Origin of the sequence: Streptacidiphilus fuscans (assembly GCF_015690355.1) — a bacterium.
Taxonomy (GTDB): Bacteria; Actinomycetota; Actinomycetes; order Streptomycetales; family Streptomycetaceae; genus Streptacidiphilus; species Streptacidiphilus fuscans.
In genome coordinates, this window is sequence record NZ_JADPRT010000014.1 from 76,979 (window position 1) to 95,727 (window position 18,749).

22 protein-coding genes are annotated in these 18,749 nt (G+C 72.4%); 15 read left to right on the forward strand and 7 right to left on the reverse strand.

Annotated elements, in window-relative coordinates; translation table 11 throughout:
* Positions 1–22: 22 nt before the first annotated feature.
* Genes I2501_RS28535 through rpmB form a run of 3 tightly spaced genes read right to left on the reverse strand, consistent with a single transcriptional unit; the run spans position 23 to position 1,856 of the window.
* The gene (locus tag I2501_RS28535; protein WP_328806699.1) at positions 23–1,318 is read right to left on the reverse strand and encodes a CobW family GTP-binding protein; all 1,296 of its coding nucleotides are present in this window, start codon (positions 1,316–1,318) and stop codon (positions 23–25) included.
* Positions 1,315–1,620 (reverse strand): 30S ribosomal protein S14, encoded by a 306-nt coding sequence (gene rpsN / locus I2501_RS28540; protein WP_196197154.1) that lies wholly within the window; start codon positions 1,618–1,620, stop codon positions 1,315–1,317. The genes I2501_RS28535 and rpsN overlap by 4 nt, the downstream gene beginning before the upstream one ends.
* Entirely contained in the window at positions 1,620–1,856 is a 237-nt protein-coding gene (rpmB, locus tag I2501_RS28545) for a 50S ribosomal protein L28 (protein ID WP_196197155.1), read from the reverse strand. Before rpmB ends, rpsN begins: the two co-directional genes overlap by 1 nt.
* 193 nt (positions 1,857–2,049) lie before the next feature.
* On the opposite strand from rpmB, the gene rpmG reads away from it, so the two are divergent.
* The 3 genes from rpmG (at position 2,050) to I2501_RS28560 (ending at position 3,277) form a co-directional block, all read left to right on the forward strand.
* Positions 2,050–2,214, forward strand: coding sequence for a 50S ribosomal protein L33 (gene rpmG, locus I2501_RS28550; protein WP_196197156.1), 165 nt, complete (start codon positions 2,050–2,052; stop codon positions 2,212–2,214).
* Between the two features lie 65 nt (positions 2,215–2,279).
* A complete protein-coding gene (locus tag I2501_RS28555; RefSeq protein WP_196197157.1) occupies positions 2,280–2,525 on the forward strand; it encodes a type B 50S ribosomal protein L31 in 246 nt (81 codons plus the stop codon).
* Between the two features lie 83 nt (positions 2,526–2,608).
* Positions 2,609–3,277: a flavin reductase family protein gene (locus I2501_RS28560; RefSeq protein ID WP_196197158.1), complete on the forward strand. Its 669-nt coding sequence runs from the start codon at positions 2,609–2,611 to the stop codon at positions 3,275–3,277.
* Positions 3,278–3,296: 19 nt separating this feature from the next.
* Here I2501_RS28560 and I2501_RS28565 read toward each other — a convergent pair whose 3' ends face one another.
* Positions 3,297–3,995: an SDR family NAD(P)-dependent oxidoreductase gene (locus tag I2501_RS28565; RefSeq protein ID WP_196197159.1), complete on the reverse strand. Its 699-nt coding sequence runs from the start codon at positions 3,993–3,995 to the stop codon at positions 3,297–3,299.
* Positions 3,996–4,109: 114 nt separating this feature from the next.
* Between I2501_RS28565 and I2501_RS28570 the strand changes: the two genes are divergently transcribed.
* Positions 4,110–4,973, forward strand: coding sequence for a helix-turn-helix transcriptional regulator (locus I2501_RS28570; protein WP_215910086.1), 864 nt, complete (start codon positions 4,110–4,112; stop codon positions 4,971–4,973).
* Position 4,974: 1 nt separating this feature from the next.
* Here the strand turns inward: I2501_RS28570 and I2501_RS28575 are convergent, their stop codons facing one another.
* Complete coding sequence (locus I2501_RS28575) at positions 4,975–5,730, reverse strand: class I SAM-dependent methyltransferase (protein ID WP_196197161.1); 756 nt, start codon at positions 5,728–5,730, stop codon at positions 4,975–4,977.
* A gap of 89 nt (positions 5,731–5,819) precedes the next feature.
* The gene (locus I2501_RS28580) at positions 5,820–6,674 is read right to left on the reverse strand and encodes a helix-turn-helix domain-containing protein (protein ID WP_215910087.1); all 855 of its coding nucleotides are present in this window, start codon (positions 6,672–6,674) and stop codon (positions 5,820–5,822) included.
* 194 nt (positions 6,675–6,868) lie between these two features.
* Between I2501_RS28580 and I2501_RS28585 the strand changes: the two genes are divergently transcribed.
* On the forward strand, positions 6,869–8,329 hold the full coding sequence (locus I2501_RS28585; protein WP_196197162.1) for an amidase: 1,461 nt from the start codon (positions 6,869–6,871) through the stop codon (positions 8,327–8,329).
* 67 nt (positions 8,330–8,396) lie between these two features.
* Here I2501_RS28585 and I2501_RS28590 read toward each other — a convergent pair whose 3' ends face one another.
* Complete coding sequence (locus I2501_RS28590; protein ID WP_196197163.1) at positions 8,397–8,954, reverse strand: TetR family transcriptional regulator; 558 nt, start codon at positions 8,952–8,954, stop codon at positions 8,397–8,399.
* A 120-nt stretch (positions 8,955–9,074) separates the two neighbouring features.
* Between I2501_RS28590 and I2501_RS28595 the strand changes: the two genes are divergently transcribed.
* The 10 genes from I2501_RS28595 to I2501_RS28640 all read left to right on the forward strand — a co-directional run bounded on the left by I2501_RS28595 (position 9,075) and on the right by I2501_RS28640 (position 18,675).
* Positions 9,075–9,974 (forward strand): SDR family oxidoreductase, encoded by a 900-nt coding sequence (locus I2501_RS28595; protein WP_196197164.1) that lies wholly within the window; start codon positions 9,075–9,077, stop codon positions 9,972–9,974.
* Positions 9,975–10,110: 136 nt separating this feature from the next.
* A complete protein-coding gene (locus tag I2501_RS28600) occupies positions 10,111–12,051 on the forward strand; it encodes a glycoside hydrolase family 9 protein (RefSeq protein ID WP_196197165.1) in 1,941 nt (646 codons plus the stop codon).
* 133 nt (positions 12,052–12,184) lie between these two features.
* Entirely contained in the window at positions 12,185–12,574 is a 390-nt protein-coding gene (locus I2501_RS28605) for an SCO5389 family protein (RefSeq protein ID WP_196197166.1), read from the forward strand.
* Between the two features lie 19 nt (positions 12,575–12,593).
* On the forward strand, positions 12,594–12,974 hold the full coding sequence (locus I2501_RS28610) for a hypothetical protein (protein WP_196197167.1): 381 nt from the start codon (positions 12,594–12,596) through the stop codon (positions 12,972–12,974).
* Positions 12,975–13,196: 222 nt separating this feature from the next.
* The gene (locus I2501_RS28615; protein ID WP_196197168.1) at positions 13,197–14,201 is read left to right on the forward strand and encodes an alpha/beta hydrolase; all 1,005 of its coding nucleotides are present in this window, start codon (positions 13,197–13,199) and stop codon (positions 14,199–14,201) included.
* Entirely contained in the window at positions 14,198–15,415 is a 1,218-nt protein-coding gene (locus I2501_RS28620) for an acyltransferase family protein (RefSeq protein WP_196197169.1), read from the forward strand. The genes I2501_RS28615 and I2501_RS28620 overlap by 4 nt, the downstream gene beginning before the upstream one ends.
* 20 nt (positions 15,416–15,435) lie before the next feature.
* Positions 15,436–16,839 (forward strand): sensor histidine kinase, encoded by a 1,404-nt coding sequence (locus I2501_RS28625; protein ID WP_328806700.1) that lies wholly within the window; start codon positions 15,436–15,438, stop codon positions 16,837–16,839.
* Positions 16,836–17,504, forward strand: a complete 669-nt coding sequence (locus I2501_RS28630; protein ID WP_196197170.1) for a response regulator — start codon at positions 16,836–16,838, stop codon at positions 17,502–17,504. Before I2501_RS28625 ends, I2501_RS28630 begins: the two co-directional genes overlap by 4 nt.
* A 119-nt stretch (positions 17,505–17,623) precedes the next feature.
* On the forward strand, positions 17,624–18,259 hold the full coding sequence (locus tag I2501_RS28635) for a VOC family protein (RefSeq protein ID WP_196197171.1): 636 nt from the start codon (positions 17,624–17,626) through the stop codon (positions 18,257–18,259).
* Between the two features lie 149 nt (positions 18,260–18,408).
* A complete protein-coding gene (locus tag I2501_RS28640; protein WP_196197172.1) occupies positions 18,409–18,675 on the forward strand; it encodes a hypothetical protein in 267 nt (88 codons plus the stop codon).
* Positions 18,676–18,749: the final 74 nt, after the last annotated feature.

Below are 18,749 nucleotides of genomic sequence, written 5' to 3' on the forward strand. Positions count from 1 at the left end.
GGTGATGAAGCGTCAGGACCGCTCAGGTCACCGGATCGAGGAGGTCCTCGAAGGCGTCCGGCAGCGCCTTCCAGCCGGATTCGCCCGCGCCCAGCTCCTCGTCGGTGAGCAGGCAGGAGTCGAGCAGCTCGACCACGCCCTCGGCGTCGAGTCCGGCGGCCGTGAAGACGAGCTGCTGGATCCGATCGCCGTAGGTGGGGTGCCACTCCAACGCGGCTGCCGCGCGGCGCTGCGGCGGGTAGAGGTCCCACTGGTCGTCGTCGAGGGCGGCCAGCCAGGGGCCGCACTCCTCCATGGCCAGGCCGGCCCCGGCCGCGTCCCAGGCGAGCATCAGGTCCGGGCGGTTGGCGAGCCAGAACCGGCCCCGGCTGCGCTGTGCCGCGGGGACCAGCTGCTCCAACGCCTCGTGGAGCCGCTCCGGGTGCAGCGGACGACGGCGCTCCCACACCAGCGTCGCCACGCCGCAGCCCTCCGCCTGCTGCGGCAGCAGCGCGATCGCGGGGTTGACCCGGTCCCGGGCGGCGGGGACGTCGAACCGCGCGGCGGCGACGCCGTCCCCGGCGGCCAGCGCACCCGTGCCGAGCGCCACGCGGCGTGCCGCCGGGTGGAGTTGCTGGATCATGGCGAGCCCCGCGAGCCGCTGCTCACGGTCCTCGGCGTTCTCCCCGCCCTGAGGAGCCCTGGGCACGACGATCAGTTGGGCGTACTCGATCTGGCGGGCCAGCGCCTCGGCGCGGGAGCGCTCGTCGTCGGCGCTGGTGTGCAGGCCGAAATCGCGCAGTTGGTCGGAGACGGAGAGGTCCTCGACGACGCGCGTGGGATCCACGGCGACGACGACCGCGGCCACGTACACGTCCTCGGCCATGCAGCGGCCGTCCACCTCGGCGCCCACGACGACCTCGGTGACCGCGTGCGGCTCGCTGCCGCCCCACAGCTCCACCACGGCCAGCGAGTGCCGGCCGCCGTGCGCCAACCGCCGCAGCTGGGGCAGCAGGTCCGCGCGGACGGCGCAGCACGGGCAGTCGTTGGTCAGCGGGACCGTGGTGACGCCGCCGACCTGCACGTCGGCGGCGGCCTGCCCGTCGGCGTCGATCAGGCCGTCGGCGTCGATCAGGCCGTCGGCGGAGCGGATCGACCGGTGGGCCAGGCCCACGGACGCGTCGGTGAGGTCGTGGTGGAGCACGACGGCGTCGGGATAGGCGAGGAGCAACTCCGCGACCGCCTGGCGGCGCACCTCCGCGTGCAACCCGGCGACCACCGCGACGGGCAGGAGGGTGCCACCGTGCGTCGAGCCCCCCGCCCCCGCTCGGCCCGTCACCAGCTGGACTTCCGTACGCCGGGCAGCTGGCCCGCGTGGGCCATCGCGCGCAGGTTGATCCGGGACAGGCCGAACGCCCCCTGGTAGCCGCGCGGGCGACCGTCCACGGCGTCGCGGTTGCGGACCCGCGTCGCGCTGGCGTCCCGGGGCTGCCGGGCCAACTCGCGCTGGGCCGCGGCGCGCTCGTCGTCGCTGCTGCGCGGCGAGGCGATGACCTTCTTCAGCTGCGCGCGGCGCTCGGCGTAGCGAGCGACGATCACCCGGCGTCGTTCGTTCTTGGCGATCTTGCTTGTCTTGGCCATCAGACACGCACCCCCTGGGAGCGGAGGCGGGCGACGGCCCTCTCGATGCCGATCTTGTCGACGGTCTTGATGCCCTTGGTGCTCAGCGTGAGCCGGACGAACCGTCCCTCGCTGGGCAGCCAGTAGCGCTTGTGCTGGATGTTCGGGTCGAAACGGCGCTTGGTGCGCCGGTGCGAGTGCGAGATCGAGTGACCGAAACCGGGCTTGCGGCCGGTCAACTGGCAGTGGGCGGACACGGTGGTTCCCCCTTTGGCAGGTGTGGCGAACAGGGCTGAACACCCGCCCGTCGACGGCAGGAATACCCGACGGAGGGTGGACGTTCAGACGGTACAGTAGGTGAACATGACTTCCATTTCACTCTGGCGGACAGCACCGCGGAGCGATCCGGACAGTCATCGGCCCCCGTCCACGACTGGAGAACCGCCGACCATGGCACGCAACGAACTCCGCCCGATCGTCAAGCTCCGCTCCACCGCCGGAACCGGCTACACGTACGTCACCCGCAAGAACCGCCGCAACGACCCGGACCGGATGGTGCAGCGCAAGTACGACCCGACCCTCGGCCGTCACACCGAGTTCCGCGAGGAACGCTGAGCGTCACGCGGGACCACCGCACTCCCCACGCGTCCCACCCGCTCGAAACCGAGAGGCACAGCACGATGAAGACCGGAATCCACCCCGAGTACCGCCCCGTCGTCTTCCGCGACCGCGTCGGGGACGTCGCGTTCCTGACCCGCTCCACGCTCACCAGCACCAAGACCGTCGAGTGGGAGGACGGGAACACCTACCCCGTCTTCGACGTCGAGATCTCGTCGGCGAGCCACCCCTTCTACACCGGCAACGCCCGCGTGATGGACACCGCCGGACGCGTCGAGCTCTTCGAGCGCCGCTACGGGCGGCGGTAAGCCTCGAACGCCGCGTAGTGGGTCGCACCAGGGCCGTGGCACTTCGGCGCCCGCCGAAGCGTCACGGCCCTACCGTCGGCCTCATGGACACCCTGTCACCCGCACCACCGACCGTCTCGGGCCACGGGAAGCACGCGGATAGCGATGACCACGTGGTCATCGCCCCGGCGATCCTCTACTTCGGCACGCCCGTGGTGCTGCTCACCACGGAGAACGAGGACGGCTCCGCCAACCTCGCGCCGCTGTCGTCGGCCTGGGCGCTCGGCCAGGTGATCGTGCTGGGCGTCGGAGTCGAGGGCCAGACCGCGCACAACCTGCGTCGCCGCCCCGAGCTCGTCGTCAACCTGCCCGCCCCCACGCAGTGGCCGCAGGTGGAGCGCCTCGCGCCGCTCACCGGACGCGATCCGGTGCCCGAGTCGAAGCGTGGCACCTTCCGGTTCGAGCGCGACAAGTTCGCGGCGGCGGGCCTGCGGCCCGAGCCCTCGGAGCTGGTCCGGCCGCCCAGGGTCGCCGAGTGCCCGCTGCAGTTGGAGGCCCGCGCCGCCCGGGTTCAGGCGGACGTCGCGGGCAGCTTCCTCATCGTCGAGGCCAAGGTGCTCCGCGTGCACGCCGATCCGCGCCTGGTCGTGCCGGGGACCCAGCACGTCGACCCGGCCGCGTGGAGCCCGCTGGTCTACAACTTCCGCCACTACTACGGGCTCGGACCCGAGCTGGGCCACACTTTCCGTTCCCTGACGCCTCGTTCACACTGAGACCGCCCCGCGTCCGGCTTCAGGACCAGGCGATCTCGCCATGGCGGGAGACGAAGCGTCCGGTGCCGGCGCCGGGCCCCTGGGTGGCGAGAGCGACGATGGCGTCCGTGCCCTCGGTGACGGTTTGCGGGCCGCTGTGACCGTTCATGTCGGTCGCCGTGTAGCCCGGGTCGGCGGCGTTGACGCGGATGCCTTTCAGGCCCTTGGCGTACTGGGTGGTCAACATCGTCAGCGCCGCCTTCGAGGCGGCGTACAGCGGCGCGACGACCTGCGACTCGGACCGCTCGGGGTCGTGGGTGAGGGCGAGGGAGCCCATGCCGCTGCTGACGTTGATGATCACAGGGTCGTCCGAACGACGCAGCAGTGGCAGGAACGCGGTGGTGGCGCGGACGACACCGACGACGTTGACGTCGAGGACGGCCAGGGCGTCGGCGGCGGTGAGTTCGCTCGGATCGCCGAAGGGACCTTGCACAGCGGCATTGTTGATCAGGACGTCGATCCTGCCCTCATGCTCGGCGACGTCCGCTGCCGCGGCGGCCACGGACGCGTCGTCGCTCACGTCGACGGGGACGTAGCGCGCGCCCAACGCGGCGGCGGCCGCCTCGCCCTGCTCGCGGTCGCGCGCTCCGACGAGCACGGTGTGGCCGTACTCGACCAGGCGACGTGCGGTCTCGCGGCCGAGCCCCTTGTTCGCCCCGGTGATGAAAGTGATCGTCATGCCTTCGATGGTCCTCAAACCGGAGGACGCCGACCAGGGAGACTTCGACGATAGGACGAGCAGTACCACCTTCGCGCCCGCCCCGGAGACCGGAGATGCGGGACGATGTGGACCATGACGGCGACATCCGGAACCGGCCTGGGCGCGATGATCCGCACATGGCGCGACCGTCTGCCCCCGTCGGCAGCCGGACTCACGGCTGCCCCGGGACGCCGCACGGTCGGGCTGCGACGTGAGGAGCTGGCCGATCTCGCCGGGGTGTCGGTCGACTACGTCGTGCGCCTGGAGCAGGGACGCGCCACGACGCCCTCGGCGAGCGTGGTCGCGTCCCTGGCGCGCGCTCTGCACCTGTCGGTCGCCGAGCGGGACCACCTGTACCGATTGGCCCACCTCGCCCCACCGGCACGCGGCACGGTCTCCGACCATCTCCCGCTCGGCATGCAGAGGATGCTCGCCCGCCTGGGAGACGTCCCCGTCGCCGTCTTCGCGGCGGACTGGCAGCTGATCTGGTGGAATCGCGGCTGGGCCGCGCTCCTTGGCGATCCCTCCGCCTGGCCGCCGCGACTGCGCAACTTCGCCCGTGACAGGTTCCCGGTGGACGGAAGCCCCGCCCGCCTCACGGCGTGGCCGGTCTCCGAATCGGACCGAGCCGCCACCGACGCCGCCGTCGTCTCCGATCTGCGCCGCGCCACCGGCCGGTTCCCCCAAGACTCCCGTCTTGCCGCGCTGATCGGCGAACTGAACTCGGGCAACGCGAGATTCGCGGAGCTGTGGGCGACCGGAGAGGTGGCCGCCGCGCACCGCGAGGACCGCAAGACCGTCGACCACCCCTTGGTAGGACCGGTCACGGTTGACTGCGACACCCTGACTGCCGGCGACGACGAGCTCAAGATCGTCATCTGGACCGCCGTGACCGGCAGCGAGGACGAGACCAAGCTCCGGCTCAGCACCGTCGCGGGCCCACCGCCCACTCACTGACTCACGTCTCCTTGACCAGCTCCAGCAGCGTGATGCTCAACCACGGGCCGCCGTACCAGTACGCGGGACCGAGCGGGCGCAGTGTCGCCGTCCCCCGGTGCGTGCGCGCCAGGTGACGGGCGTACCGGTGGGCCATGGGCGCGAAGTCGGCGATCAGCAGCCGTCCGCCGGGACAGAGCACGCGCAGGGCCTCGTCCAGCGCGCGGAACCGGTCGTCGTCGGCCGGGATGTTGTGGATGACCAGCGCACTCGTGACGACGTCGAAGGAACCGTCCGCGAAGGGCAGCGCGGTGATGTCGGCGGTGTGCACCTCGATCCGGTCCAGGACCCCGGCCGCCAGGGCGTTGGCGCGGGTGGCGTCGGGGGTGTTGCCGCTCTGGTCCTTGCCCAGCCACAGGTCCGTGCCGACGGCACGTCCCTCCGGCAGCCGCCGGGCAGCCGCGATCAGCACCGCGCCGCGGCCGCAACCGAGGTCCAGCAACTGCTCGTGGCCCTTCAGGCCGACCCGGTCCAACTCCCGCTCCCAGACGCGCAGTTTGCCGCGCAGCGTGGTGTGCAGGTAGACGCCCGTGCTGGCGAGCAGCAGCGCGCCGGTGGCGGCCGTCGCGGCGCGTCCCTTCCGCCACCGTCCGGCAGCCAGGAGGGACGCGGTGCCGAGGGCGGCGATCACTGCGGGAAAGGACGGCGCGTCGACGCCGTAGTGCGGCCGGTCGAGGCGCGGCGGGAGCGAGTCGTTCGGCATCGTGGTCTCAGACATGCTCGCAGTGTCAGCCGCGCGGGGAGCCGCCGGATTGGACGAATGTTCCTGAGCGGAGCTGCGCCGCCCTGTCCTGATGTGACTTAACGTCAGACATCGTGCAGGTAGCCGGGTTCGGCCCAGGCGATGTCGTCGACCGCGAGCCATGGCGCGATCGCGACGGCCCTGGGCGTCGCCCCGGCGAAGGCCATGACGTCGCGATGGAGGTGAGACTGGTCGACGTAGCCGATCTCCGCCGCCACCCGTGCCGCGGCGTTCCCTGCGGCGAGGTGGTGGGCGGCCTGGTCGAAGCGCACCAACTGCGCGGCCCGCTTGGGGGTGAGGCCGAGCTGCGCCCGGAACCGGGACCAGAGCCACTTGCGGCTCCAGCCGACCGCCTCGGCCAGCCGGTCGACGCGCACGGATCCCTGGTGTGTCACGATCTGCCGCCAGCAGTAGGCGACTTCCGGATCGACGACCCGGCCGCCCTCGCACCGCAGCGCGAGCGCAGCCTCCGCGATCGCGAACCGCTCCTCCCAACTCCCGGCCGCACAGAGCCGCTCCCGCAGGCGCGCGGCGTCCCGGCCCCAGAGGTCGTCGAGGGGAACGACACGCCCGCCCGACTCCGCCGAGGCGCCGTCCAGCACCGCGTGGGCGAGCAGCGGCGACAGCCGCAGTTGCAGGCAGGCGACGTCACGACCGAGGCCCCGCACGCCGTCGGCAGCCATGCCGATGACGGCGCTGTCGCGCTGCTCGCGCCCCTCGGAGTCGACGACGGCGAGGGTGCCGTCCCCGATGTCGAAGGCCAGCGTCACGGCCGGGTACGGGACCACGGCCAGGTCGACGGGGTCCGTCGTCCGGGCCCGGAACCCGGCCATGCCGACCCCGCGCAACCGCCCGGGCCGCGACGGCGTTGCGATCTCCCACACGTCCACGGCGTCGTGCGCCGAATCGACGGCTCGCATACCGAACAGGCTACGCGGCACGGCGGTTCGGGCGCTGCACACCTGGACCGCTTGCTGAATCCCCTGCTGGACCACCGGGCGACATTCGTCCAAGACCCGGCCGCGGAACCCGACGACGCTGAGCAGGAAGCCGGTCGTTGCACCGGGCTCGCCACCGCGCGCACAGCGCGCCGTTCGGGAGAGGACCCTCACCCATGACCCAGCCGTCGATCGACCCGTTCACGCCCGCCGTCGACCTCGCCGCGGCCATCCGCCGCAAGGAGGTGAGCCCGGTCGAGGTGGCCGACTGCTACCTCGACCGGATCGACGCGCTGGACCCCGGGCTCAACGCCTTCTGCCACCGCGCCGACGACGACGTCCGCAAGGCCGCTGCTGCTGCGGCCGACGCCGTGGCGCGGGCCGGGTCCGGCGAGGAGCTCCCGCCCTTCCTGGGCGTGCCACTGCCGATCAAGGACCTTCTCGACGTGGCCGGTTGGCCGACCAGGTACGGATCGGCCGGAGCGGACCTGCGCCCGGCCACCGCGTCCGACACGGTGGTGCAACGGTTCGTGGACGCCGGCTTCGTCCTTCTCGGCAAGACCACCACCTCCGAGTTCGGCGCCGTGCCCTTCACCGAGAGCGAGGCCCTGGGCGTCACGCGCAACCCCTGGGCCCCGGACCGGTCGCCGGGCGGCTCGTCGAGCGGCGCGGGGACGGCCGTCGCCGCCGGGATGGCGCCGCTCGCCCACGCCGAGGACGGCGGCGGGTCGATCCGCATCCCCGCCTCCTGCACCGGCCTGGTCGGGCTGAAGGCCACCCGGGGGCTGGTACCCCGGACCACGGTGGTCGGCGAGGGCCTGGCGGTGAGCGGCGCGGTGACCCGCACCGTGGCGGACAGCGCGGCCCTGCTCGACGTGCTTGCCCGCCACGACCCGGGCGCCTGGTGGTCCCGGCCGGAAGGCCGGACACCGTTCGGCGTCACGATGCGGCAGGAGCCGCCGACGGGGGTGCGGATCGGCGCGCTCACCGACTCACCGGTCGCGGGTGTCCCGGTGGATCCGGCGTGCGTGGCGGCCGTCCACGCCACGCTCCACGCCCTCGAATCCCTCGGCCACCACGTCGTCGACGCCCGCCTCCCGCTGCCTCCGACCGAGGAGTTGCTCGGGGTGTTCACCACCCTCTGGAACTGCGGCTCCGCAGGCGTCCCGCTCGCCGATCCGGACCGCGTCGAGCCGCACAACCGCGCACTGCGGGAGGCGGCCCGGTCGGTCAACTCGTGGACCTATGCGGAGGCCGTGCTGACGACGCAACAGCTGTCGCGGCGCATCGTCGAGGGCTTCCTGGCCGGGTTCGACCTCCTGGTCACGCCGACCATGGCCTGCCTGCCGCCGCGCGTCGGCACCTTGCGTGCGGGCGCCGGGGAGGATCCCCTCCGGCCGTTGCACAACAGCTACCCGATGGGGGTTTTCACGTCGCTGTTCAACGTGACCGGGCAGCCGGCGATCTCACTGCCGCTCCACCACGACGACGCCACGGGGCTGCCCGTCGGCGTCCAACTGGTGGCCGCACCCTGGCGCGAGGACCTGCTGCTCCAGGTGTCCCGGACGCTGGAGGTCGCGCTCCCGTGGGCCGCTCGGCGTCCGGCCCTCGCCGGCGGCGGCCGGGCCGGCAGCTGACGGCGACTCAGGCGGGTCGCGGCGGCGGCCGGGCCGGCGACTGAGGCGGCGGCTGCGGCAGCAGCGGTCAGGTCAGCGAGCGCAGCGCCGTCGCGGCCTCGTCGACGCAGGTGGCGAAGGTGAGCGGCGCGTCAGCCGCGATCCAGCGGGCGAAGGCGACGTGGAAGACCGTCACCGCGCTGTGGGCGGCGAGGCTGGCGATCGGCTCGGTCACGCCGCGTTCGTGCAGGGCGTCGGTGGCCGTGTCGGTCAGGGTGGCGAGCTTGAGCAGTTCGCGCTCCTGGAGCCCGGGGTTGGCCGCGATGATCCCGCTGCGGCGGACGGCGTGGTCGCGGCGGTCCTCCAGCAGACCGCCGCCCGCGACCATCCCGGCGAGCGCCGCCTCCAGCGGCGTGGACCCCTCGGGCGCGGAGACGATCGCGTCGCGTGCGGCCTGCGCCATGAGCGGCGATCCGTCGAAGAGGACCTCGCGCTTGTCGGCGAAGTGCCGGAAGAAGGTGCGCTCGGTGACCCCCGCACGCTCGGCGATGTCGCCGGCGGTGGTCTGCTCGAAACCACGCTCGGCGAAGAGTTCCATCGCGGCGCCGATCATCCGCCCGCGCGCGTCCGGTTGCCATCTCCCCATGCCGGGAAGTCTAGCGGCCCGAACATTCGGATGACAGTCGCTGACATCAGTGCTAACGTTGACGACAGTCACTGACATCCCAGTGGCAGTCCAGTGGCATTCCCATGGAAGGAATCCGCCATGCGCGTCTTCGTCACCGGTGCCTCCGGCTGGATCGGCTCCGCCGTCACCGACGAACTCCTCTCCCACGGCCACAAGGTCGTCGGCCTGGCCCGCTCGGACGAGGCCGCCGCCGCCCTCGACGCCAAGGGCGCCGTCGCCCACCGCGGCAGCCTCGACGACCCCGACAGCCTCGCCGCCGCGGCGGAGGCCGCCGACGCGGTCATCCACCTGGCCTTCAAGCACGACTTCGCCGACTACGCGGGCGCGGGCCGGAGCGAGCACACCGCCGTCCTGCGCATGCTCGACACCCTGGAGGGCAGCGACCGGCCGTTCCTGCTGGCCTCCGGCCTCGCCAGCGGCGTCGTCGGCCGCCCCCTGACGGAGGACGACGCGTCGCCGTTCCACGGCGTCGACTCCATGCGCGGCGGCAGCGAGAACCTCGCGCTCTCCTACGCCGAGCGCGGCGTCCGCCCGGTGGCGCTGCGCTTCGCACCGACCGTCCACGGCATGCGTGACCACGGCTTCACCGCCCAGCTGACGAAGATCGCCGGGGAGCGCGGGGCCGCCGGCTACATAGGCGACGGTTCGACGCGCTGGGCGGCGGTGCACCACTCGGACGCGGCCCGCATGGTCCGGCTCGGGCTGGAGAAGGCCCCGGCCGGTGCGCGCCTACACGCGGTGGCCGAAAGCGGCCTGCCCTCCCGCGAGATCGCGGCCGCGCTCGGCGAGCAGCTCGGCGTGCCCACCGTCTCGGTCGCGCCGGAGGACGCCGACGCCCACTTCGGCTGGATCGGGCGGTTCTTCGGCATGGACATCGTCGCATCCAGCGCCCACACGCGGGAGTTGCTCGACTGGACGCCCACCGGCCCGACGCTCTTCGAGGACATCGCCGCGGGGGCCTACGCCCTGACCCAGTGAGCCTGCCAGTGACCCCGGCGGTGAGCCCGACTCGGTGAACTGCCACGGCTCTTGACGGTCAGTGGGGTGGTCGGTACGGTTCCCGCGATTCAGTTAGGAACCTTTACTACTTAACTGACCGTCCTCAGGAGCCCCCATGGGAATTCGACCGGGACGCGGTCCCCTGACCGCTTCAGCCGCCGGTGCCGGCCTCCTCCTGGCACTGGTCGCGCCTACCACGGCCGCCCACGCCAGCACCGCCGCGCAACTGCGCACCGACCAGGTCGGCTATCTGCCGACCGACACGAAGATCGCGTACCTGATGACAGGCGCCGCGGTCTCCGGCGAGACCTGGAAGGTGGTCGACGCCGCAGGCTCGACGGTGGCCAGTGGCACGGTGACCACCACCAGCCGCGGCTCGTGGAACTCGGCCTACCGGGACGTGTACCCGATCGACTTCTCCAAGGTGACCGCGAGCGGCAGTTACCGCGTGGTCGTGAGCGGCGCGGTCGGCGTCACCTCCGACACCTTCCGGGTGGAGACCGCCGCCGCGCTCTACGGCTCTCTGGTGACCAACGGCGTGACGTTCTACCAGAACCAGCGCGACGGCAAGAACGTGATCCCGGGCGCCCTGGGCCGCACGCCCTCGCACCTGAACGACGCGAGCGCGACGGTCTACAAGACGCCGGCCTTCATCCCCAACAGCGACGGCGGCACCGGGGACCAGATCAGCGGCAACCTGGTGCCGATCGCGGGCGCGCCCAAGGTCGACGTCGAGGGCGGCTGGTTCGACGCGGGCGACTACCTCAAGTTCACCTTCACCGCCGCCTACGCCGACGACCTGCTCTACTCGTCCGCCCTCGCGCTCGGCCACTCCGCGCCCGCCTCGCTCACCGCCGAGGCCGCGTACGGCGGCTCGTGGCTGAACCAGATGTGGAACCCGAAGACGAAGACGCTCTACCTTCAGGTCGGCATCGGCGCCGGCAACGAGACGACGTACTACGGCGACCACGACCTGTGGCGGCTGCCGCAGGCGGACGACTCGGACACCGCCAAGACGGACTACTACGCCGCCGCGCACCGCCCGGTCTTCGAGGCCGCGGCCCCCGGCGCGAAGATCGACCCGGACGTGGTCGGCCGCGTCGCCGCCGCGTTCGCCCTGGCCGCCCGGTCCGACGCCGCCGCCGGTGACACCTCGGGCGCCACGACCGAACTGGCCGACGCCACCTCGCTCTACGCGATGGCGAACACCAGCCCCTCGGGCACGCTGGAGTCCGCGCTGCCCTCGGCCTACTACCCCGAGTCGATCTGGCACGACGCCATGGAGCTGGCCGCGACGGAGATCGCCCGTGCCCAGCAGGCCCTCGGCGACCCGAGCTCCACCTCCCTGCCCTACCTCAAGCAGGCGGCCACCTGGGCGTCCGACTACATCGCCAAGGACTCGGGCAACGACACGCTCAACCTCTACGACGTCAGCGCCCTCGCCCACGCCGACCTGGCCGCGGCGATCACCGCCGCCGGGAGCCCGTCCGGACTGGCCGTCAGCAAGGCGACGCTGATCGCCAACCTGAAGTCCCAGGTCGCCTCGGCCGCCAAGACCTCGGCGGCGGACATCTTCCGCGAGGGCGGCGACTACACCAACTTCGACGTCGACTCGCACACCTTCGGCTTCATCTCCACCGAGGCGCTCTACCAACACGCCAGCGGGGACACCGAGTTCGCCGCCTTCGCGGGCGAGCAGCGTGACTGGCTGCTCGGCGGCAACGCCTGGGGCACCAGCTTCGTGGTCGGCGAGGGCACCACGTTCCCCGACTGCATGGGCTCGCAGATACCCAACCTGCTTGGTTCCACCAACGGCCACAGCCCGATCGACAGCGGGGCCGTCGTCAACGGCCCCAACGGAACGGCCAACTTCACCGGCGGGCTGGGATCGCTCCAGTCCGGCATGAAGTCCTGCGAGCGGGACAGCTTCACCGCCTTCACCGGCCACGGCGGCGAGTACGTGGACGACGTCCGCTCCTGGCAGTCCAGCGAGCCCGCGCTCGACATGACCGGCAGCGCGATCCTCGCCGGGGCACTCCAGGAGTCGCTCGGCTGAGCCGACCGGATTGAGCCAAGAGAGCGAGGGGACTTGACGGAGGCTCACCACGCCAGCAGAGTCTCTATCGATAACGGTTTTCATTTCTGTTATCGATCCGAGTCCCCTCCTCTCGCGAACGGAGAGCTCCCTCATGTCGCTCGACGTCTCCCCCGAACTCCTCGCCCAGGCCGAGCACGGGCCCATCGACGAGGCCGATTTCGTCGCCACGGTCCGTGACTCGCTCCCCTACGCCTTCACGACCGTCGAGGCGCTCGCGGCCCGGCTCCCGCACAGCGACGAGCCGTTCGTCGACGACAACACCCCGCCCACGGACGCCGAACGCGGCCAACTGCTGCGGGCCCTGGCCAGCAACGCGATCCGGGGCAGCCTGGAGCGGCACTTCGGCGTCACGCTCGCCTTCATGAACTGCCACCGCGTCGCCGCCTTCCGGCCCGGCACCGAGGACGAGGCCGCCTACCAGGAGTTCACCTCGCTGCGCTCCCAACTCCTCAACCAGACCCCGGAGCTGCGCAACTGCTGATCCGGCCTGCGGGACTGCCGTGCGGCGGGACGGCGGGACTGCGGGAGGGTGGGACTACTTCACCGCCCCCGCGGCCAGGTCGGTGCGCCAGTGCGGCTGGAGCAGCAGGGACGCCACCGCCGGGGACCGGATCTCCTTCGTCTTCACCGGAACCACCGTCACCTTCCGTGCGGTGACCGACGCCGACGAGGGCATCGCCTCAGTCTCGCTGGACAGCGGCCCGGCGACGCCGGTGGACCTGTACTCCGCGACCCGCACGGGCGACGTCGCCGTCTGGTCGAGCGCCGCGCTCAGCCCACGGACCCACACCCTCACCATCACGGTCACCGATACGAAGGACGCGGCGTCCTCCGGCACGGCCGTGGCGCTCGACCGGTTCATCTACGCGCCCAGCAGATAGAGCCCGTCCAGCGCTGGTCGGCCGCCGCCGTCGGGCCCTGGGATGCAGCCCGGGGAACGACACGGCGACCCCGAACTCCCCTCCCCTGCATCCCCGTAGTACTTCCGGACTACGGCGCAAGTGCGCTCCGCAGCACGACGCCGACGACGGGCCCTGGTTCCTAGCTTCATGAGCAACGCGTCCCGCTCCAGGGACCGAAGCAGGAACCAGGGGGACCCGGTCATGGCACAGCACTTCTTCGGCCCACGAGCGCGCCGGGCGCTGGCCGGCGCGCTCCTCGCGGCAGCGGTCGTGGTGCCGCTCGCGGGCGCGGCGCAGGCGTCAGACGTCCCGGCGCCCGCGCCCAGCGGTAGGCCGACGCTCACCAACGGCGGCGTGGCCGCCCTGGACGCCCGGTACGCCGCGTCCCGCGCCGACATCCTGGCCGCCGCACGGTACGCCGACACGGCCGGCGACCCCACCCGCGCGACCGAACTGCGCGTCCTCGCCCAGCAGTCACGCGACTTCCTCTCCTTCGACGGACGCGACGGCGGGCGCACCGTCGAGGTGCTGGGCGACCTCGCGCACGCCCGGCGCATCGCCGTGCTGGTGCCGGGCTCCGACACCAACCTCGACACCTACGAGCGCTTCCACGCCGACGCTGCCGCGCTGGAACAGGCCGCGGGCGGCGACGCGACGCACACCGCCGTGGTCGCCTGGCTCGGCTACGCGACGCCCGAGACCGTCTCGCCCACCGTCCTCACCGACGACCGCGCGGACCAGGCGGCCCCGCAACTGGTTGCCTTCGTGCGGCAGTTGCAGCAGCTCGAACCGGACGCCCGGACCACGCTGGCATGCCACTCGTACGGCTCCACCGTCTGCGCCCGTGCCGCGAGCGGGCTGCACGTCGCCGACCTGGTCCTCTACGGCAGCCCCGGCGTCGGCAGCGACGCCGCGACCGTGGCCGACCTGCACACCACCGCCACGGTCTGGGCGGGGCGCAGCAGCGGTGACTGGATCGCCGACGTGCCGCACGTCCGCGTCCCGTTGGGCTTCACCACGCTCGGGCTCGGCACCGACCCGGTCTCCCCCGGCTTCGGCGCACGGATCTTCGCCGCCGGGAGCGGCACGCACAGCCAGTACCTCAAGCCCGGCTCGCAGGCGCTGCGCAGCATCGCCGCCATCGTCTCCGGTGCGGCGGACGCCACGGCGGACGACAGGGCGGACGCCACAGGGGGTGCGTCATGACCAGCCCGATCTCTGCCTACCGCTCGCTCGCCGCGCGGATCGACGCGGCCACGCCGCCGCAGCGCGACCGGGCGATCGACGCGTTGCGCGCCTTCGCCATCCTCGGGGTGGTGCTCGGCCACTGGCTGGTCACCGCGCTGGTCCTCGACTCCGGCAAGCTCAAGGACAGCAGCCCGCTCCAGCACCTGCCGCAACTCGACTGGGTCTCCTGGCTGTTCCAGACCCTCGCGGTCTTCTTCCTGGTCGGCGGCCATGTCGCGGCGCGCAGTTACGCCGCAGCGCAGGCGCGCGGCACCGGTTACGGCACCTGGCTGGCCGCACGGTTCGCCCGGCTGACCCGGCCGGTGGCGGCGGTGCTGGTGGTCTGGGCCGTGGTCGCGGGCGCGCTGCTGCTCAGCGGCGTCAGCACCGCGACCGTGGTGATGCTGGTCAAGCTGGTCCTCTCGCCACTCTGGTTCCTGCTCGTCTTCGCCGCACTGACGGCGGCCACCCCGCTGGTGCGCAAGCTGCACCCGCTCTGGCCTCTGGCCGTGGTCCTCTACGTCGACGTCGCGCGGTTCGGGTTCCACCAGCCGGGCTGGCTGGGCTGGATCAACCTGCCCGCCGGATGGCTGGTCCCGTACTGCCTGGGCGCGGCTTGGGCCAGGGAGGGCATGTCGAGCAGACGGACCGGCTGGGTGCTGCTGCTCGGCGGCGCGGTTGCCACGGTGCTGCTGGTCCGTTACGCCGGTTACCCCGCCTCGATGGTGGGCGTGCCGGGCCAGGGGATCTCCAACCTCAACCCGCCGACGCTGGCCTCGGTCACCTTCGGCCTGGCCCAGTGCGGCGCGGCGCTGCTGCTGCTCGGCCCGCTGCGCCGGTGGCTGGCCCGGCCGGGCGCGTGGGCACTGGTGGCGCTGGTCAACCTCTCGGCGATGACGATCTTCCTGTGGCACCAGACGGCGATGATCGCGACCACCGCGCTCGGCCTGCTCATCGCCGGCGGCCCGGTCGTGGGTCTGCACACTCCGCCTGACACCACCGCGTGGGTGCTGGCCCGGCTGCTCTGGCTGCCCGCCTTCGCGACCGTGCTGGCCGGATGCTGGGCCGCCTTCCGGCACTACGAGCAACCGCGCAGGCCGCGCAGTGCCCGCAGGCGCAGCCACGTCGTCCGGTTCTCGCACGGTGCGAAGTCCGACGCCCGTTCGACCGATGGCCATAAGGTGGCGACGTGACCGGGCACCAGGGGGGTGGCGTGAGCGGGTCGAACGGATCGGACGCGCCGGACGTGCCGGGCAGGTCGGACAGCTCGGACGAGACGGCCTGGCCGGAGCGGGCAGAGCAACTGCGAGGGCTGGCCCGGCTGCTCGGCCGGAACGTGCGGCAGGACCTGCTGCGGCCGGTGCTCAACCGCTCGGCACCGATGCCGGAGGCACAGGAGCTGCCGTGGCGGGTGCGGAAGCCGGTCGTCACGCTGCTCGTCCTGCTCGGCGCCATCGCCTTCGGGATCGACACCAACCAGTACGCGTTCGCCTTCCAGCTCGGGGTGCCCGTCGGCATCATGCTGGCCGGCGCCCAGTCGGCGGCGCTGGTCTGGGCGTTGTGGGAGCCGATACCGGCCTGGTGGCTGTCGACGGTCACCATGCTGGCCGGCGCATGGATCGCGACCGCCCTCCACGGCGACGTGAATCCGACCCGCACCAACCTCGGAGCGCCCGGCTGGACCGCCATCACCATCCTGGTCCAGTCCGGCATCCTGCTGATCCTGGCGCTGCGGCTGCGGCCGCGCGTCGCCATGGAGGCGCTCGGGCTCTCGCTCTTCGCGGGGCTGTTGGCCGAGCTCTACCGCTCGCCCGACCAGGGCTCGTCGGTCGGCGCGGCGGTGGTCCTCTTCTCCGTGGCCGTGCTGATCGGCTCCTCACTGCGCGGACTGCGCGCCGCCCGCACCGAGTTGGTGGCGCAGGAGGAGCTGACCGCCGAGGAGCGCGCCCGGCGCACCGTGCTGGAGGAGCGCAGCCGGATCGCCCGCGAGCTGCACGACGTGGTCGCCCACCACATGTCGGTGATCTCCATCCAGGCGCAGGTCGCCCCGCACCTGGTCGAGGACCCGTCGCAGGAGCTGCGCGAGACCCTCGACGGCATCCGGCAGAACGCCGTCGAGGCGCTGGCCGAACTGCGCCGCGTGCTGGGTGTGCTGCGCGCCGAGAGCCCGCTCGGCGGCGGCGTGGACGAGGCCCCGCAGCCCACCCTGGCCCGGCTGCCCGAGCTGCTGAACAACGTGCGCGGCGCCGGACTGACCGTCGAGGTCGCGGTGACCGGCGAGGAGCGTCCGCTCGCACCGGGCGTGGAGCTCTCCGCGTACCGGATCGTCCAGGAGGCGGTGAGCAACGCGATGCGCCACGCGCCGGACGCGGCGGTCGCGATCACCCTCGACTACCGGCCCGCGGCACTCGGCGTCGCCGTCGTCAACGAGCCGCCGCGGAGCCCCGCACCGCCCTCGCCCGGCGCGGGACACGGGCTGCTCGGGATGCGCGAACGCGCGGCGATGCTCGGCGGCGAGCTCACCGCCGGGCCCACCCCGCAGGGCGGCTACCGGGTCGCCGCGCTGCTCCCCGTGGCCGCCGCACCCGTCCAACCGTCCCTGGAGGACCGCACATGACGATCCGCGTGATGATCGCCGACGACCAGATGATGGTCCGGCAGGGATTCAGTGTGCTGCTCAACCTGGAGCCGGACATCGAGGTCGTCGGCCAGGCCGTGGACGGCAACGACGCGGTCGCCAAGGTGGCCGAGCTCAGGCCGGACGTGGTGCTGATGGACATCCGGATGCCCGGCCTCGGCGGGATCGAGGCGACCCGGCGCATCGTCGGGCCCCCGTCCGAGAGCTCGGTCAAGGTGCTGATCCTGACCACCTTCGACCTGGACGAGTACGTCTACGAGGCGCTGCGCGCGGGCGCGTCCGGCTTCCTGCTCAAGGAGGCCTCGGCGAGCGAACTCGCCCAGGCGGTACGGGTGGTGGCCGCGGGTGACGCGCTGCTGGCGCCGAACATCACCAAGCGGCTGATATCCGAGTTCACCCGGATGCCCGGCGCCCCGCGCCAGCCGACCGGCGAACGGATCGGCGAGCTGACGGAGCGCGAGACCGAGGTGTTGTCGCTGATCGCGCAGGGCCTGTCCAACGCGGAGATCGCCGCCAACCTGGTCGTCGCCGAGCAGACGGTGAAGACCCATGTCAGCCGGATCCTGGTCAAGCTCGGCCTGCGCGACCGCACCCAGGCCGCGGTCTTCGCCTACGAGTCCGGTCTGGTCCGGCCCGGACATTGAACATGGGAACACTGAACGCCCGCCTGGCAGCACCCCACAGGCTCCGCCAGACGCGGTAAACGCGCTGACCGTGGGCGCGGCGGGGCCGCTCGGGCGAAGGTCTGGCCGATGATGGCCGGGTGCGACTTGATCATGTGTCCTATGCAGTGGCCCGCGACGGCTTCGTGTCGACCGTCCAGCGACTCGGCTCGGCCCTCGGCGCGGGCTTCGTCGACGGGGGTGTGCATCCGCGCTTCGGCACCCGGAACTTCGTGCTCCCCCTCGCCTCCGGCACCTACGTCGAGGTGGTGACCACGCTCGACCACCCGGCCGCCGACCGCGCGCCGTTCGGACGCGCGGTGGCCCAGCGCGCGGAGGAGGGCGGCGGCTGGCTCGGCTGGGTCGTCTCGGTCGACGACATCGCCCCGGTCGAGGCCCGGCTGGGCCGCCAGGCGGCCGAGGGGCACCGGGTCCGGCCGGACGGCTTCGACCTGCGCTGGAAGCAGATCGGCCTGCTGGAGCTGCTGGAGGACCCGCAACTCCCCTACTTCCTCCAGTGGTTGGTGGACCCGGCGGAGCGTCCCTCGGCGGACCCGCGGACCGCGTCGACCATCAAGGGCCTCTCCATCGCCGGAGACGCCGCGGCGATCTCGGAGTTCCTCGGTGAGCCCGCCGACCATCCGCTCGACCAGATCGACGTCACCTGGGTCGAGGACGAGGAGCCGGGCCTGGTCGCCGTCGAATTCGACACGCCACGCGGGCCGGTCACCATCTGAGGCGGCGGCGCGTGAGTGTCACCCGGCGTGCTGTCCGGAACGGTCACCCTCCGGTGGCGTGTCGTGCTCACCGCAGCCTGGGCGAGAAGCGGTAACTTGAACCGGTTTCTCACCCTTCTTCCATGAGCACGAGGATTTGAGGAGACGTCATGAACCGGCGGATCGCCACACTTCTGGTAGGCGGGATGCTGTCCCTCGCGGGCCTGGCGGCAGCGCCGACCACCGCGCTGGCCGACTCGGGCGCGTACCCGCAGGCGCAGCAGGGGGACCAGACGGAGCAGACGCAGAAGTACGTGTGCAACGTCAACGACTCGGACGCCACCACGGTCGTCCAGACGAACGACATCGCCGCGGCCTCCGACACGCTGCCCGCCCTCCTGCCCATGCAGCTGAGCAACTGCCGCCCGGCCTCCTGACGGACCGACTGACCGGCGCGCCGTCAACCGCCCCGTCGGCCGCGCCGTCTGCCGCAGCGCGCGCCGACGCGGGA

What these genes read in the sequence shown, in the direction of transcription:
- I2501_RS28640 (WP_196197172.1), top strand. Translation starts at nt 18,409, where the DNA reads ATGAACCGGCGGATCGCCACACTTCTGGTAGGCGGGATGCTGTCCCTC.
- rpsN (WP_196197154.1), bottom strand. Translation starts at nt 1,620, where the DNA reads ATGGCCAAGACAAGCAAGATCGCCAAGAACGAACGACGCCGGGTGATC.
- I2501_RS28630 (WP_196197170.1), top strand. Translation starts at nt 16,836, where the DNA reads ATGACGATCCGCGTGATGATCGCCGACGACCAGATGATGGTCCGGCAG.
- I2501_RS28565 (WP_196197159.1), bottom strand. Translation starts at nt 3,995, where the DNA reads ATGACGATCACTTTCATCACCGGGGCGAACAAGGGGCTCGGCCGCGAG.
- I2501_RS28570 (WP_215910086.1), top strand. Translation starts at nt 4,110, where the DNA reads ATGACGGCGACATCCGGAACCGGCCTGGGCGCGATGATCCGCACATGG.
- I2501_RS28615 (WP_196197168.1), top strand. Translation starts at nt 13,197, where the DNA reads ATGGCACAGCACTTCTTCGGCCCACGAGCGCGCCGGGCGCTGGCCGGC.
- I2501_RS28605 (WP_196197166.1), top strand. Translation starts at nt 12,185, where the DNA reads ATGTCGCTCGACGTCTCCCCCGAACTCCTCGCCCAGGCCGAGCACGGG.
- I2501_RS28595 (WP_196197164.1), top strand. Translation starts at nt 9,075, where the DNA reads ATGCGCGTCTTCGTCACCGGTGCCTCCGGCTGGATCGGCTCCGCCGTC.
- I2501_RS28590 (WP_196197163.1), bottom strand. Translation starts at nt 8,954, where the DNA reads ATGGGGAGATGGCAACCGGACGCGCGCGGGCGGATGATCGGCGCCGCG.
- I2501_RS28580 (WP_215910087.1), bottom strand. Translation starts at nt 6,674, where the DNA reads ATGCGAGCCGTCGATTCGGCGCACGACGCCGTGGACGTGTGGGAGATC.
- I2501_RS28560 (WP_196197158.1), top strand. Translation starts at nt 2,609, where the DNA reads ATGGACACCCTGTCACCCGCACCACCGACCGTCTCGGGCCACGGGAAG.
- I2501_RS28585 (WP_196197162.1), top strand. Translation starts at nt 6,869, where the DNA reads ATGACCCAGCCGTCGATCGACCCGTTCACGCCCGCCGTCGACCTCGCC.
- I2501_RS28555 (WP_196197157.1), top strand. Translation starts at nt 2,280, where the DNA reads ATGAAGACCGGAATCCACCCCGAGTACCGCCCCGTCGTCTTCCGCGAC.
- rpmG (WP_196197156.1), top strand. Translation starts at nt 2,050, where the DNA reads ATGGCACGCAACGAACTCCGCCCGATCGTCAAGCTCCGCTCCACCGCC.
- I2501_RS28575 (WP_196197161.1), bottom strand. Translation starts at nt 5,730, where the DNA reads ATGTCTGAGACCACGATGCCGAACGACTCGCTCCCGCCGCGCCTCGAC.
- I2501_RS28600 (WP_196197165.1), top strand. Translation starts at nt 10,111, where the DNA reads ATGGGAATTCGACCGGGACGCGGTCCCCTGACCGCTTCAGCCGCCGGT.
- I2501_RS28620 (WP_196197169.1), top strand. Translation starts at nt 14,198, where the DNA reads ATGACCAGCCCGATCTCTGCCTACCGCTCGCTCGCCGCGCGGATCGAC.